This is a genomic window from Brucella sp. LJL56 (assembly GCF_054871705.1).
In genome coordinates, this window is sequence record NZ_JBTXLQ010000001.1 from 1,148,911 (window position 1) to 1,163,959 (window position 15,049).

The window sequence follows — 15,049 nt, forward strand, 5'->3', positions numbered from 1 at the left end:
CCATGTCACAGTGGGGCTGTCCGATAGAAAATTTTCGGCCTCATGACCTGCCGGATTCGGCGCTCGTCGGCACGGCATCCGAGCAATGGGCGTGGTATCAAGGCTACAGATCAACAAACGACCAGCCCCTGTGGTCCGTGAGCGTTAACCTGTCCTGCTGAGAGATGCGATCGCGGTGCATCGCTATGCAGACCAGTTGCCGTGCCCTAGTAGTCGCTACGTACATCTTTTTCATAAAGGATGCTCTGATGGATGCGTGGGTGGCAGCATGAGCTGGGTCGAACACCGGTCTCTCCAACACCGGATTGATCAAGAAGGGCAGCATTTCCTTTACGTCAAAAAGAGCCCCGAACTTAGTTTCGAGGACGAGGGTGGCGTCGTGGGTTTCTCCTTTGACGGCATGAATGGTGGAAACCTCCATCGGGATGCCACCCGCGCTCAGATACACGTTGCCAGGCAACACCGCTTCATCAAACAATTCCGGCGCATGGTCCGCATAGGCCAGATATTCGGCAATGGCGATACGACCAATATCGATATCGCAGATATCGCAGAGCGTTTGCGCAATGTCTGTCCATTCGGCAGCCGTGAGTGTAGTGCGAAGCAGCAAGTCTGCCATCAGCGCATTGATCAAAGATGTCTTCTCCGAGACATCAAAGTAGCGCCTTAAATTTGCGCGCGTGATCGGCATAGCACCTCCGGATCGTCCGATGACAGTCTTACCGCCCAGACGTAAGAGTTCCACCAACCCTTGCCTCAGGTGCTGGTAGTGAGAGTGAACCGGCCCATTTTTCAAATCCAAGGTGCCCCTAACGCATTCACAGAAAGTATCAGGAGTCCTCCCCCGGTTCGCCTGATTCCGATCGAATGCCTGCCAGTAAGATTGTATGCTGAGTGCTCCGCCTTCGGCACGCCCTCCAACTGCTTTTACGATCCTGCGCTCGACTTCCGGAAGCCCGGCGAGTATCGCGCCGAACTGATCCAGAACGGCTCCTATCGTATCATTGCCATAAAGAATGAATGTACAGTCAGGAGCATTCACGGATGCAGGGCGGGAGCCCGTCAAAGCAATCCGCCTTGTACTGAGTCCGCAGAATTTGTCAGCTATGGTCGCGGTAAACCGGCCGCTGTCCGGGATGGGTGCAAGGTTCAAAGCCGCATTGAACGTTTCGTTTGGCGGCTCGCCCGCCATGCCGTCGAAAATCGCCTGATCGGGATCGCCAATCTTTTGTAGCGTGCACTCTGCAGCATCGCCAAACAGATGATTGATCAGTTCGTCCTGATATCTCTGCGTGTCCTGCATTTCATCGATTAGTATGAGAGGGAAGCGCTGTCGCAGGGCATCAATGATAGATGGATTGGCCGAGATCAGTTCTCTTGCGAGCGCGTACATTTCAGAGAAGAAAAAATAACCATTTTCGAGAGCCTGATTTTTTGCCGCGATCATATTCCGGTAGGAGGCTGTATGGGTGCCTGGCGATCCCGGGACGTCGACGGATAACTGGTCTTGAACCCACTTTAGGCGTAGTCCGGAAATGCTGGTATTCCTGTTGTCCAGATATGCGCGCGTACCGAAGGTCAGGCGGCGATGCATGTAGGCCGCTGTGGCCGTGTCATCGATCTGACGGATCGGGTATCCCTTGGAGCGACAGGCCGGCAGCGCGAGAAAAGTTTGTACGAAATCCTGGATCGTCCCGATGAAGTGCGGGTAGCTGAGCAGCGATCTCGCCGCAGCATTGGTGCCAACACGCTTTTGAATCTCATTCTTTGCCACATTCGTATGGGTTAGGACACATAGACCGCGATGGCGCCAGCGCCATTTGCGGGCAAGGAGGATCAGCTTCAAGCCGATGAGCGTCGTCTTACCTGCTCCGGGACAGGCATGGACGTGGTGGTGCTCCCGAATTACCGCACGCCTTGCCTCGTTAAGAGTCAGCGTTTCGTCCATCGACGCAGCATTGATCTCTTCAAGCAGCGCGTCAATGTCGGCGTCGTCTATGGCAGGTATCGGCATCAGCAAACCCCTATGCCGCTGCCACAGGGGCTTCATGCCCTGTCACATAATCTATAGCCCGCACGATATATGCTGGTAGTGCTGCCCGAAACACGGCTCTCCGTGCCGCAGTCTGCGCGTGGTCAGCTTGTTGTCTCACGTCAACCTGTTCGGGCGATTCATTCTCGAGAGCAGGCGTAATGATCGGCCCGAACTTTTCAGCCAGCACGCTCGATAGCGCGTAGGCCAACTTGGTCTTCGCACTGGATTGCGTAGCGACATCCTTGTAGATGGCAACTGCCCGCAATTCCGGATCAGCCGGTAGCTGGTCATAGCCATCGAGCGTGCCTTTCAGCGCTTGATATACTTCCGCTGCTAAGCCGGCCCGCACAAGCGCATACTCGAACGTCCAATGGTCCGCCACCTCGACCCTCACATTCTGCCCCGCAAGCAATTTGCGGTTTGCAATCCAATTCAATCGGCCTTGAACATCTTCCGCGTAGTGGCTTTCCCAGTACTGTTGATTACCGGGCTTTGCTTCCAGAAAGCCGTAAATGTTGCCTTCCGCGATGCGAGCCGGTTCGGGCCACAGATCGAGATCGCGCAGGCAAACGACGCGCGTACCAAGCCATGCGGCAACGTTCGCAGGATTGTCCATTCCCGTCCGTTGGAAGATGCGGGCGAAGGGCGCAAAGGCGATGCTGCCGACATTAACGACGGATACGCCAAAATCCTCGAATGGTCTCCCTAGAAGATCTGCAAATGTTGAAAGGAGGATATTCTCACCATCGCCCTCGACGATTATGACGCCCTTGGCGAAGAAGAGGTTGGATTTTGTTACATCCAAGAATTTCTCTAGATACACATAGTTCTGCGCATCCAGCTGCGTTTCCCCCTTGCGCAGGGAAAAAGCCTTGCCCTCCGCCATGATGATTATGTTTTCAAGCGGCGCTTTCGACGCCAGGTTCGGGCTGTGGGTTGTAAGGATACTCTGCAACGAGGAATTCTGCCCGCCAAACCCCTCTCTAAGTGCCCGTAGAAATTTCATTTGAAGCTGCGGATGAAGATGCGCTTCTGGCTCCTCGATTAGCAGAAGCGGAAAATCATGCTGCTCCTGCTCAAGAAGCAGGAGCTCCGTCGCCATAAACAGCAGATTGCTGTATCCGAGGCCTTGGTAGCGCTCCTGTGAATCGATGAGCAGTTGCAAGCGTTCCAGAATTGCGCGGAACATCTGTTTGCGTTCAGTCGCATCGAGTTGTTCGAGATCGGTTCCGCCCATGATGCTGATCAGCGGGCTTAAGGGTTTCGTGCGGAAATCCAGCCTGCGAATCTGCTCTTCAATACGTGCACGGGTTGCGCTCACTCCATCATTCTCGATGATCGCTGCGTTAGCCGCCATGATCGTCGTCAGCAGATTTTCAACGACGGCAGCTTCGCCGAACTGTTCAGAGGAGCCGAGAATCTGCGCCAGACGCGATCCGCGACCGCCCATTAGTTCGGCATCCGCATCGCGCAGGGGACGGAGATAGGTGGTTGCGAGAAAATCTCTCGTCTCTCGTTCCACCGGTGGGCCTTCTGCATTCGCGCCGGACCGCAACTCAGTCCGGATCTGCCGAGCACCGCGTATGAGATGTGTTGTCAGTTCCGCCTGATAGTTGAGATAGAGGACTGAGCGCCGGTTGTTGGTACCTGGGATCGTTTCGTGCGTCAGATGCTCAACGAATGCGGTCGCCTGCCGGGCAGTGATATCCTCAAACTTCAACTGGATTGAGAGCGATGTAGCCCCTCGACTAAAATCGCGGTCCTGAATCCGTATCCACTCCCCGGAGTTCACGGAAAGCGCATAACGTAGGGCATCAACAAGCGCTGTCTTTCCGCTGTTGTTCTCGCCGACAATCAAATTGATGCCGGGATTCAAACGCACCCTGAAATCTGTAAGGATGCGAAAATTCTTTATTGAAACGTCAGAAAGATACATTCCGATTCCCCCTCATCGATAGTAGTTCGTGAGGGGGTGATCTACAATCGCAGGTTTCGCCCGGCGTTGGAATTTTCCCGAACGGCGACAATTAAGGTCGGAGGCCGACGCGACCTTTCACGAACGCATTCACTTCTGCGAACGTTCTTTCGTGTAACGCATTTGGAATGCCGGAACACGAATCGCCATACATGACAAATTGGTGTCCGCCTGATTTCGGAAGAAGTGCGGTGATAGGTTCATCCGCCATCGCCTAACCTAATCCTCTATTCCGTTTGGTTATGGACGCGACCGTGTTTTTGCTAATACCGAGATCACGAGCGATCCACCGATAGCTTCGCCCTTCGGCGACTGATGCCATGACTCTCGGCGCGAGCCGATCAGATTTCGGGCGTTCTCCAGCCTGACGGCCGAGCTTTTTGCCGCGTGCCTTTGCTGCGGCGAGACCGGATTTGACGCGTTCGCTGATCAAGTCGCGCTCGAACTCAGCAATGCCAGAGAGAAAAGTCGCCAGCATGCGTCCGTGCGGCGAAAACAAATCGAAGGTCATGCCGTTCATAGCGATAACGGACACTTTCCAGTTTTCCAGTTCTCGCAGGGTATTTAGAAGGTCGATAGTCGAACGGCCCCATCGGGAAAGTTCGGTGACCAGGATGGCATCGATCTGTCTGGCTTGCGCGAGTGCCATCGCCTTCTTGCGCTCAGTACGATCGAGTTTCGTGCCAGAGCCTGTTTCCTTGAATATCGCGGCAACCTCATATCCGGCTCGGTCAGCGAAAGCAGCTAGGTCGCGTTCTTGCCGCTCGCATGACTGGTCGGCAGTCGAAACGCGGCAATAAATGACAGCGAGCTGTCCCAATTGAACCCTCATAGATTTTGGTGCCGGAAGGCCCCGATTTCTATGGGCTGATTGTTGTCCAAAATAGACCATACTTCAATGGGGACAGGTTTCCATTCGATGGCGCGGAAGTAACATTATTCGTCCGGCGTGTTCTGGTTAATCCTGCATCACCAGATCGCGTTTCGCCACCGTGGATGATCGTGGCAATCGACATGAAACAAGTTGTCGAGTGTCGATTATCACTATATCGTTCCTCCAACGAATACTTGGTAAGAATCACTGACGATGCACCCAGGAACGACAGTCCGGCAAGATTGCCTTGAACGAAACGGATTGAGCGTCACGGACGCCGCTCGGGTTCTTGGGGTGGACAGACAGACTCTTAGCAACCTGCTGAATGCCCGGTCGGGGATTTCGCCGGAGATGGCTGTCCGGTTGGAAAAGGCGTTTGGCACACCTGCCCGCGAGTGGCTGATACGGCAGCTCGATTACGAGCTGGCCGAGGTCATGCGCCGGGCCAAGAAGATCGAGGTCGAGCCTTTCCGTGCATCGACTACGGAAAGTGGGGGAACGCATGAACGCCGTCGAGATTGAAGAGGCTATATCCGTGCTCGCCGAGCAGCCGTTCGATGCGATAGAATTCCCTTATCTCTTCCTCGAAGCCTTCGGCAACAAGGCCACGACTATCAAGCGGCTGCGTTCTGGCGCATCGAACAAGTCTGACGTGGGCGGCCTTCTTCAGACCAGCAACATCCATATTGCCACCGCTGACGCTGGTAGCGTGACGGAAAAGCTCGCCGCGCTGCGGGCCAGTCCCGCCACAACGCGCGGCAAGGCCAAGTTCATCCTGGCCACCGATGGCGTGACATTCGAGGCCGAAGACCTCGAATCTGGCGAAACTGTTGCCTGCGCCTATGCCGATTTCCCAAACCATTTCGGCTTCTTCCTGGCTCTTGCCGGGATCACCACCGTCAAGCAGGTGCGGGACAGTTCATTCGATATCCGCGCTACGAGCCGCCTAAACAAGCTCTATGTCGAGCTGCTGAAAGACAACCCCGAGTGGGGAACCGCCGAGCGCCGCCCCGACATAAACCACTTCATGGCTCGGCTGATCTTCTGCTTTTTCGCGGAAGATACCGACATCTTCCACGGCACGGGCTTGTTTACTGCGACCATCGACCAGATGAGTGCACGGGACTCGTCCAATACGCATGAGGTGATCGGCGAGATTTTCCGCGCAATGAACACCAAGATCGCCGACCGGAAGGACGCAAAGCTGTCTCGCTGGGCAGATGTGTTTCCTTACGTTAATGGCGGGCTGTTTTCGGGTCGCCTCGACGTGCCGCGTTTCAGCCGGATCGCGCGAACCTACCTACTCCATATAGGCGGCCTCGATTGGCGGAAGATCAATCCGGATATTTTTGGGTCGATGATTCAGGCCGTCGCCGACGATGAGGAGCGCGGGGCCTTGGGGATGCACTACACCAGTGTCCCAAACATCCTGAAAGTGCTGAACCCACTCTTTCTGGACGACCTGCGCGAGCATCTTGCAGAGGCGGGAGATAATCCCCGAAAGCTGCTCAATCTACGCAATCGCATAGCCCGCATCCGGGTTTTCGACCCTGCTTGCGGCAGCGGCAACTTCCTTGTTATAGCCTACAAGGAAATGCGGGCCATCGAGGCCATCATCAACGATCGTCGCGACGAGGAAGGCCGGAAGTCTGATATTCCGCTCACCAACTTCCGGGGCATCGAACTTCGTGACTTTCCCGCCGAGATCGCTCGGCTGGCACTTATCATCGCCGAATATCAGTGCGACGTCCTCTATCGCGGGCAGCAACTCGCCCTGAATGAGTTTCTGCCGCTCAATGCCGAAAACTGGATTACCTGCGGCAACGCGCTTCGGCTCGACTGGCTGAGCATCTGCCCGCCGACCGGCACCGGCGTGAAGTTGGTAGGTGACGATCTGTTTCACACACCGCTGGACCAAGCCCAGATCGACTTCGAGAACGAAGGCGGTGAAACTTATATTTGTGGTAATCCGCCATATCGTGGCTCGACATGGCAAGATGAGCAGCAAAAATCTGATCTACAAGCGATATTCGAGGGTCGTGCGAATAGCTGGAAATCTCTCGACTATGTAGCAGGATGGTTCATTAAGGCAGCAGACTACGGCACACATACAAATGCCGCAGCGGCGTTCGTGTCCACTAATTCTATTTGTCAAGGCCAGCAGGTTCCGATCCTTTGGCCCCTTATCGCATCAACCGGCCACGAAATCGTATTCGCACATACCTCATTTCAATGGGCAAATCTGGCGAGCTACAACGCGGGTGTTACGGTCGTCATTGTCGGCATTTCGAGGAATTCTAGAAAAATTAGGCGCATATTCTCTATTGGAGATGATGGCAGGTCCGTTGTTAAGGACACAGACAATATTAACGCCTATCTCGTCGCCGGCCCCAGTTTAATTATTAATAAGCTGTCCGTTCCACCCGACGACAGAGCAACAATGACGTGGGGAAATAAGCCCGCTGATGGAGGAAATCTCCTCCTAGATTTTTCTGAACGTCAGGAGCTTCTCAACAGAAATCCAGAAGCTATCCAATTTATTCACCCGTTCCCCGGTGCTTCTGAGTTTATTCAAGGCGTTCAGCGATATTGCCTTTGGATAGACGACGATGATGTAGAACAGGCGAGACAGGTTCCAGAGATAGATCATCGATTGAACGCTGTTGCAACCATGAGAAGTCAGAGTCCGAAAAGGACTACACTGGAAGCCGCGAAAACACCTAACCGTTTTGTAGAGATCAGGCAGACTGGCGATGAAGAGATCATCGTTATTCCGGGCATTAGTTCGGAAAATCGACCATATTTGCCCTGCGGCATTGCAGAAAAGGGAACTATACTGAGCAATAAGAACTACGCCTTTTTTAATGCACCTCTCTGGAACATGGCGCTGATTGCGGCGCGCCTACATCTAGTTTGGATTGCAACGGTCTGCGTCCGACTGCGAACTGACTATTCCTATTCCAACACGCTCGGTTGGAACACCTTTCCGGTGCCCGCGCTAACCGAGAAGAATAAGGCCGACTTGACCCGTTGCGCCGAGGATATTCTGTTGGCGCGAGAAGCACATTTCCCCGCCACTATCGCGGACCTTTACGAAGTCAAAGACGGTGAAAACAAAATGCCCGCCGATCTGCGCGAAGCGCATGAGCGCAACGACGAGGTTTTGGAGCGCATCTATATCGGGCGGCGCTTTCGCAACGACACCGAGCGGCTGGAAAAGTTGTTCGATCTTTATACAAAGATGACCGCATCGGCGGGGACATCGCAGAAACGGAAAGCGGGGGCAACAGCGTGACCATAGAAATGAAATCAGTTCCTTCCGTCTCGGTTTCTTATGCCCACAACGGTAGTTCCAACAAGGCCAATTCACTTGGCATGAGGCCGATGCAGGAACGCGCCTACGAGAAGCGTGGCGAGCAATATCTTCTCATCAAGTCGCCCCCGGCGTCCGGCAAAAGCCGCGCCCTCATGTTCATCGCGCTCGATAAGCTGGCGAACCAAGGGCTGAAGCAGGCAATCATCGTCGTGCCGGAGAAAAGCATCGGCTCCAGCTTCGCCGACGAGCCGCTGACCAAGTTCGGCTTTTGGGCCGACTGGACCGTGACACCAAAATGGAATCTCTGCAACGCGCCGGGCGAGGACGGCGGCAAGGTCAACAGCGTAGGGGCCTTCCTTGAAAGCGACGACAACGTGCTGGTTTGCACCCATGCGACCTTCCGCTTCGCGGTGGACAGGTTCGGCGTGGAGGCGTTCGACAATAGGTTGATCGCGGTGGACGAGTTCCACCATGTTTCGGCCAATCCCGACAACAAGCTGGGTCTGCACTTGGGCCAGTTCATTACTCGGAACAAAGTGCACATTGTCGCCATGACGGGCAGCTATTTTCGGGGCGACGCTGAGGCCGTCCTTGCCCCGCAGGACGAGGCTAATTTCGATACCGTCACCTACACCTATTACGAGCAGCTAAACGGCTACGAGTATCTGAAATCGCTCGACATCGGCTATTTCTTCTACTCCGGCGCTTACTCTGACGACATCCTTGCGGTGCTGGACCCAGCCGAGAAAACCATTATCCACATCCCTAATGTCAATTCGCGGGAAAGCACCGGGCAAAAGATCAAGGAAGTTGAACACATCATCGAGGAGCTTGGCGAATGGCAAGGCATCGACCCGTCCACCGGCTTCCAACTGATCAAGACGCCGGAAGGCCGCGTCCTTCGCATCGCCGACCTTGTTGATGATGATGCAACCAAGCGGGATCGTGTGTCCGCCGCACTCAAAGATCCCACGCAGAAGAACAACCGCGATCATGTGGACATCATCATTGCGCTCGGCATGGCGAAGGAAGGCTTCGACTGGATTTGGTGCGAACACGCGCTGACGGTCGGCTATCGGTCCAGTCTGACCGAGATCGTGCAGATCATCGGTCGCGCCACCCGTGATGCGCCGGGCAAGACCCGCGCCCGCTTCACTAACCTAATCGCCGAACCGGATGCCGCCGAATCCGCCGTGACGGAGGCTGTTAACGACACCTTAAAGGCCATCGCCGCCAGCTTGCTCATGGAGCAGGTCTTGGCCCCGCGCTTTGAGTTCAAGCCCAAGAACCCAACAACCAGCACTGCCGAACCCGGCTTTGACTATGGCGACGCTGGCTATCAGGCAGACAAATGCAATGTCGGCTTCAACGAGGAGCGCGGCGTTTTCCAGATCGAGATCAAGGGGCTTGCCGAACCCAAATCCCCCGAAGCCACCCGCATCTGCCGCGAGGATTTGAATGAGGTCATCGCCAGCTTCGTGCAGGACAAGCCTTCTATAGAGCGTGGCCTGTTCGATGAGGAGCTTGTTCCCGAGGAACTTACCCAGCTTCGCTTGGGCAAGATCATAAAGGACAAATATCCCGAACTGGACGAAGAGGACCAAGAGGCCGTGCGTCAGCACGCCATCGCCGCCCTCAATCTCACCCAGCAAGCCAAGAAGATCGCCCTTGGCGGCGACGATTCTGACGACGAGCCGGGCGCGAATACAGCATTGATCGACGGCGTTCGCAAATTCGCGATGGACGTGCGCGAACTCGACATCGACCTGATTGACCAGATCAATCCGTTTCAGGAGGCTTATGCCATCCTCGCCAAGACCATGAGCGAGGAAAGCTTGAAACAAGTCGCTGCTGCCATTTCCGCTCGCCGCACCAGCCTCACCCCGGAAGAGGCCAAGCAGCTTGCCGTTCGGGCGGTCCAGTTCAAGAAGGAACGCGGGCGGCTTCCGTCCATCAGTTCTACCGACGCATGGGAAAAGCGCATGGCGGAAGGTGCTGCCGCTTTCGTGCGCTTCAAGGATGAGGGTCGCTATGATTAACCTCGATCTTGATGAACTGCGTGACGAACTGGCTGACTTCGCCCAGCCGGAGAAGAAGGTCGGGCGGAGTCCCCGCGAGGAACGCATCATCGCTGGGTTCGAGGAAATCCAGCGTTTCACCGATGAACATGGCCGCGCGCCGCAGCATGGCGAGGACCGCGATATATTCGAGCGGCTGTATGCCGTGCGGCTGGACCGGCTTCGTACCTTAGAGGGGTGCCGTTCGCTTCTAGCGCCGCTCGACCGTCAGGGGCTTTTGTCTACCGCGGAAGACGACGCGACCGCGACGCCCGAGGAAATGGACGCCGACGCGCTCATGGCCGAGCTTGCCGGGGCCGCAGGTGCTTCCCAAATCACCGAGCTTCGCCATGTCCGCTCCACCGCCGAGAAACGCGCTGCCGAGGAGATCGCCAACCGCGAGCCATGCTCCGATTTTTACAGGTTCAAGCCCCTATTTGAGCAGGTGCGGATCGACCTTGATACCGGTGTTCGCACAACGCGGCAGTTTGTGAAGGATGCCGGTTTCCTGAAAGCAGACATTACCGAGGGGCAGTTTTTCATCCTTGGCGGTCAGATCGCCTATGTCGCCGAAGTCGGCGAAATCTTTCGCGCTCCGAATGGACAAAATGACGCCCGGTTGCGAGTCGTCTATTCCAACGGGACTCAAAGCAATCTGCTTCTCCGTTCGCTCCAGCGGGCGCTTTACAAGGACGAGGCAGGACGGCGCGTCACCGAACCGAGTGCTGGCCCGCTGTTCGCCGGCGAAAGTGACGACGAGGATATTGCGAGCGGGACCATCTACGTCCTTCGCAGCAAAGCGGATCATCCACTCGTCGCCGCCAACCGCGACGTGTTGCATAAGATTGGCGTGACCGGCGGCGATGTGGCGCGGCGCATCGCCAATGCTAAGCTGGACCCGACATTTCTGATGGCAGACGTAGAGATTGCCGCCACCTACACGCTCTACAACATCAATCGCGCTAGGTTGGAAAACCTGATTCACCGGATTTTCGATTCGGCGCGTCTCGACATCGAGATCAAGGACCGTTTCGGCAATCCTGTCGTGCCTCGCGAATGGTTCCTCGTGCCGCGCTTTATCGTGGATGATGCAGTGGAGCGGATTAAGGACGGCACGATCACGGATTATATCTACGACCCGGCAGCGGCGCGGTTGGTACGCCAAAAAGAAAAATCAGGGGAACGCCCATGACTTCGATGCGGGGGGATATTGTCAATCGTGTGAAACGGCTCCCAAAACCGTCACTGGCGGCGGAGGCGCTTCAACCTGTGTTCGAGGCCGTCAGCAATTCCCTTCATGCCGTCGAGGATGCATTCGGCGACCAGTATCAGCAACAGGGAAAAATTACTGTCACCATCGCCAATCCCCGGTCGCCGGATGATATTGAAATCACGGTTGATGATAATGGCGTTGGGCTAGAACCGGCCCGATTTGAAGCATTTTGCACCACCGATACGGACTATAAAATCTCCCGTGGCGGAAAAGGAGTCGGGCGACTTCTTTGGCTGGACGCTTTCGACAGCATCAGGGTTGCGAGCATTTACCGTGACCAAGGAACGCTGTTCCGCCGGTCCTTCACCTTCCGTTTGGAAGCGCAGGATCAGATAACGGAGGAGCAAAACGAACCCGCAACTGGCGCGACCAGCACCGGCACGGCGATCACCTTCAAGCGACTTCGCGGAACGGCCTACCGCGACAAGTTTCCGAGCCAGACTGCTACCATCGTCAAGCATTTCGGATCGCATTTTTTCGCGGACTTTATCATGGGGCGGTCCCCGAGCGTCATTGTCGATATAGACACTAACGCGACGATATTTCCTCAAGAAATCCAAAATCTCCGGGTCGAGGACCGAGGCGTTGCCACCATAGAAAGCCACGAGTTCGGCACACTGTCTCTCGCAAGTTTCGTTTGTGACAAGGCAGCGAGTGCCAATTTTGACGGACTGCATCAGATGCACCTGGTCGCAAACGGGCGCACGGTTACAACCCGGAAGATCGACGGGCTGGTCGGGATCGGCCGTTTTGGCTCCGATGGCACGAATGTATATCATGGCTGCGTTACCGGAGATTTTCTGGATGAGCGCGTTAATCAGGAACGGACGCAATTCAACTTCGATGAAAGCATCATCGAAGCGATCGTGCGGGAGTGTTCCGACCATGTGCGGACGAATGCAATCCACGAGGAAATCACACAGTTCGACAACCAGCGCCTCGGAACGATGCAGGAGTTCATGCAGGAATATCCATCGTTCGCCTTCGAGGAAGCGCCTGAACTTCTGGCGAGGACGCCAAAGAACGCCGTAAAGCCGGAGCAATTTGCTCAAGCCCTGATCCCCATTCGGATACGTCGCGATAAAGAACGGAATGACACAATCCAAAAGATCGTTTCGCAGCTTGGAGGAAATGACGACGTGCCTGAGAACTTCGCCGAGGCCGTCCGCAAAGCCACAGACGACATTCGGGCCGAGGAACAACGACAACTTACAGAATATGTGTTGCGGCGCAAAACTGTCCTTGACGTGATGGAAGTTCTGACCCGTCGTATCCGGGAGCGTGCAGACGGATCACAGGATTTCCATCTCGAAGAAACGCTCCACCAATTCATTTGTCCTATGAAGCTACGAGGCGACGATCCATCGAAATTGGAGCGGTCAGATCACGATCTTTGGATCATCGATGAACGCTTGACCTTCACCAAGTATTTCGCGTCGGATGTGCCATTCACGCAAATTGTCGATGGCGAAACCAGCACAAAGCGACCTGACCTTCTCATATATAATCGCCTTTACGGACTCGGGGCAGAGGGTGAAGACCCGCTGAGACGCGTAATGCTTGTTGAGTTCAAACATCCTGGCCGGAAGGATTACGACGAGCGATACTCTCCGATGAGCCAGATCAGTGAGTATATTACAAAGCTCAAGAATGGCGAGATCATTGATTTTCGGGGCGGTCGAGTCCGTGTAGCGGACGATTGCATCTTCTACTGCTATGTCATCGCCGACATCGTTGGGAAGCTCGAAATCCATACAAACGGCTGGCGCACGACATCGAATGGCCGGGGTCGCATTCAGGAGTTGAGCGGGAAATTCCGGGGCATCATCGAAATCATCGAATGGGTCGATCTGCTTGATGACGCCCGCCTGCGGAACCATGCTTTCGTGTCCGCAGCGGGGCTTCGATACGAAAAACATCCGTAAGTAAAGACTATGGAATCTGTTACCGGGCGAGACAGTCTGTATGTCCGACGCCATGCGTTAATCAGGAAAGAAAGAACCCGGAGCAGCTGGTCACTGACTATCCGGGTCCTCATCTGTGAGAAAGGGGCGCGCTGTTAGCTCGCTTCCACTAAGAAAACCAATTTACCTCAGTCTATCAAGGGTTTCAAACAATCATCATGTGTCGGAGCCCACGACATTGAGTTCGATGTGGCCAGCCTCATGATCACCTTAAAGTGCAAGTGTCAGCAACGCTCGTTGATGAACATTTCGGTCTACGAGAGCGCCGACTTGAAAGGGCACGCAACGATGCCTCCGATTATACTTAACTGTTATAGTCGAGTAGTATGTTATTTTGCTCAAACTGCCAGCAATGCGCGACGAGGAACTCGACAAGGAGAATTAAGTGGCACGTTTTCAGTGCGCAGCATGTTCGTTTGATGATCATGCCACTTGGGCAGGAGAGCTTATTTGCCCGCGGTGTGGCAGTGCGACTGGAGTTCGCGCAGCGATCGGGATCGAAGAAATGACTGATCACGAAGCAGAGGCGTTCACAGCTCTGGCCGCTCAACTGTCGGAAGACCCTGAGGATGAAGAGTAATCCGCCACTGCCATAATGCCGAGAGGTCGCCGGCCCTGTTTATCGGCGCAATTGTTATCCGATACCACTGCCATCATGAGCATTTTGCGCACGTCTGTAGGCGATGTACCGATCACCGTGTTCGAAAATCTCATCCATAGTCATGACGCCATGGTTTTCGAGCGCGGAGAGAAACTCCTCGAAAGGGCCAAGTTCATTGCCTGAACCACGCATAATAGCCAGACTTCCTCGATGAGATTCACCGATCATCGCTTGGCAATGGCGTGAAAATACATGCAAGTCGCCGGTTTTATAGAACCTATCGATCACGGTCTCGGCTTGCTCGCGAGTGGTAATAACGTCAGGTACTGTATTCTGCATGGCCCACTTCTTTCTAAACCTATATGTGTATTAACGGCGGTTTTGCAAATTTAGCATCGAAGGGTGGTAAGGTTTCGTTGGAAACACGTCGGCTCACAATTCTCAAAATATCCACAGAATTATAGATGTAAATATTACACTGCAGTATAATTTATTGAAATTACTGCCATTTTTCCTTGAATGATCCGAATAAACCACCGTAATTTATTTTATAACTGATTCGCGAGATCCAACGATAAAGGATCTGTCATGTATGTTGACATTGAACGTCACGACGGGATCAAACGCCGCCTACGTGCAAAGGGTATAACTTTCACCCAGATTGCCGAGGAGCTCGGCATTACAAGTGTTGCCATCACAAGGGTTTGCCAAGGGCACGGTCGATCAGAGCGCGTTCAGTGCGCCATTGCTCGCAAACTCGGCACCGCACCCCACGAGCTATGGCCCGATCGATATACACATAAGGAGTATCAGATGAAAAAGTGACGAGAACCATAAATGGGAACGACCCCGGAAGCTGTAACTTCCGAGGCCGTTAAGAAAAATCGATTTGCGATCGATAGTTCTTTTTCCCCCTATCCGAACAAAGAGTCAAGTCTGCCCGCCGCATTCGGC

The 15,049-nt window shown here is 54.6% G+C and carries 10 protein-coding genes; 6 read left to right on the forward strand and 4 right to left on the reverse strand.

Annotation, left to right across the window (positions count from 1 at the left end; all coding sequences use genetic code 11):
• Nucleotides 1-103: 103 nt before the first annotated feature.
• From ACYSN1_RS05585 to ACYSN1_RS05595, 3 genes are all read right to left on the reverse strand, one after another.
• Nucleotides 104-2,014, reverse strand: coding sequence for a UvrD-helicase domain-containing protein (locus ACYSN1_RS05585; RefSeq protein ID WP_461724754.1), 1,911 nt, complete (start codon nt 2,012-2,014; stop codon nt 104-106).
• Nucleotides 2,015-2,024: 10 nt separating this feature from the next.
• Entirely contained in the window at nt 2,025-3,971 is a 1,947-nt protein-coding gene (locus ACYSN1_RS05590; RefSeq protein WP_461724755.1) for an ATP-dependent nuclease, read from the reverse strand.
• Nucleotides 3,972-4,224: 253 nt separating this feature from the next.
• On the reverse strand, nt 4,225-4,830 hold the full coding sequence (locus tag ACYSN1_RS05595; RefSeq protein WP_461724756.1) for a recombinase family protein: 606 nt from the start codon (nt 4,828-4,830) through the stop codon (nt 4,225-4,227).
• Nucleotides 4,831-5,097: 267 nt separating this feature from the next.
• Here ACYSN1_RS05595 and ACYSN1_RS05600 point away from each other — a divergent pair, with 267 nt between their 5' ends.
• From ACYSN1_RS05600 to ACYSN1_RS05620, 5 genes are read left to right on the forward strand one after another with little or no spacing between them, the layout of a single operon-like run.
• On the forward strand, nt 5,098-5,406 hold the full coding sequence (locus ACYSN1_RS05600) for a HigA family addiction module antitoxin (protein ID WP_461724757.1): 309 nt from the start codon (nt 5,098-5,100) through the stop codon (nt 5,404-5,406).
• On the forward strand, nt 5,387-8,179 hold the full coding sequence (locus ACYSN1_RS05605; RefSeq protein ID WP_461724758.1) for a class I SAM-dependent DNA methyltransferase: 2,793 nt from the start codon (nt 5,387-5,389) through the stop codon (nt 8,177-8,179). The genes ACYSN1_RS05600 and ACYSN1_RS05605 overlap by 20 nt, the downstream gene beginning before the upstream one ends.
• 8 nt (nt 8,180-8,187) lie before the next feature.
• On the forward strand, nt 8,188-10,239 hold the full coding sequence (locus tag ACYSN1_RS05610; protein WP_461724759.1) for a DEAD/DEAH box helicase: 2,052 nt from the start codon (nt 8,188-8,190) through the stop codon (nt 10,237-10,239).
• The gene (locus ACYSN1_RS05615; RefSeq protein WP_461724760.1) at nt 10,232-11,449 is read left to right on the forward strand and encodes a GIY-YIG nuclease family protein; all 1,218 of its coding nucleotides are present in this window, start codon (nt 10,232-10,234) and stop codon (nt 11,447-11,449) included. The genes ACYSN1_RS05610 and ACYSN1_RS05615 overlap by 8 nt, the downstream gene beginning before the upstream one ends.
• Nucleotides 11,446-13,455 (forward strand): ATP-binding protein, encoded by a 2,010-nt coding sequence (locus ACYSN1_RS05620; RefSeq protein WP_461724761.1) that lies wholly within the window; start codon nt 11,446-11,448, stop codon nt 13,453-13,455. The genes ACYSN1_RS05615 and ACYSN1_RS05620 overlap by 4 nt, the downstream gene beginning before the upstream one ends.
• A gap of 673 nt (nt 13,456-14,128) precedes the next feature.
• Here ACYSN1_RS05620 and ACYSN1_RS05625 read toward each other — a convergent pair.
• The gene (locus tag ACYSN1_RS05625) at nt 14,129-14,434 is read right to left on the reverse strand and encodes a hypothetical protein (RefSeq protein ID WP_461724762.1); all 306 of its coding nucleotides are present in this window, start codon (nt 14,432-14,434) and stop codon (nt 14,129-14,131) included.
• Between the two features lie 249 nt (nt 14,435-14,683).
• Here ACYSN1_RS05625 and ACYSN1_RS05630 point away from each other — a divergent pair, with 249 nt between their 5' ends.
• Entirely contained in the window at nt 14,684-14,920 is a 237-nt protein-coding gene (locus tag ACYSN1_RS05630) for a helix-turn-helix domain-containing protein (RefSeq protein WP_461724763.1), read from the forward strand.
• Nucleotides 14,921-15,049 lie beyond the last annotated feature (129 nt).

Bases quoted from the DNA above. Each gene is read 5' to 3' on its own strand.
- ACYSN1_RS05585 (WP_461724754.1), bottom strand. From the start codon at position 2,014: ATGCCGATACCTGCCATAGACGACGCCGACATTGACGCGCTGCTTGAA.
- ACYSN1_RS05600 (WP_461724757.1), top strand. From the start codon at position 5,098: ATGCACCCAGGAACGACAGTCCGGCAAGATTGCCTTGAACGAAACGGA.
- ACYSN1_RS05620 (WP_461724761.1), top strand. From the start codon at position 11,446: ATGACTTCGATGCGGGGGGATATTGTCAATCGTGTGAAACGGCTCCCA.
- ACYSN1_RS05625 (WP_461724762.1), bottom strand. From the start codon at position 14,434: ATGCAGAATACAGTACCTGACGTTATTACCACTCGCGAGCAAGCCGAG.
- ACYSN1_RS05615 (WP_461724760.1), top strand. From the start codon at position 10,232: ATGATTAACCTCGATCTTGATGAACTGCGTGACGAACTGGCTGACTTC.
- ACYSN1_RS05605 (WP_461724758.1), top strand. From the start codon at position 5,387: ATGAACGCCGTCGAGATTGAAGAGGCTATATCCGTGCTCGCCGAGCAG.
- ACYSN1_RS05630 (WP_461724763.1), top strand. From the start codon at position 14,684: ATGTATGTTGACATTGAACGTCACGACGGGATCAAACGCCGCCTACGT.
- ACYSN1_RS05610 (WP_461724759.1), top strand. From the start codon at position 8,188: ATGAAATCAGTTCCTTCCGTCTCGGTTTCTTATGCCCACAACGGTAGT.
- ACYSN1_RS05590 (WP_461724755.1), bottom strand. From the start codon at position 3,971: ATGTATCTTTCTGACGTTTCAATAAAGAATTTTCGCATCCTTACAGAT.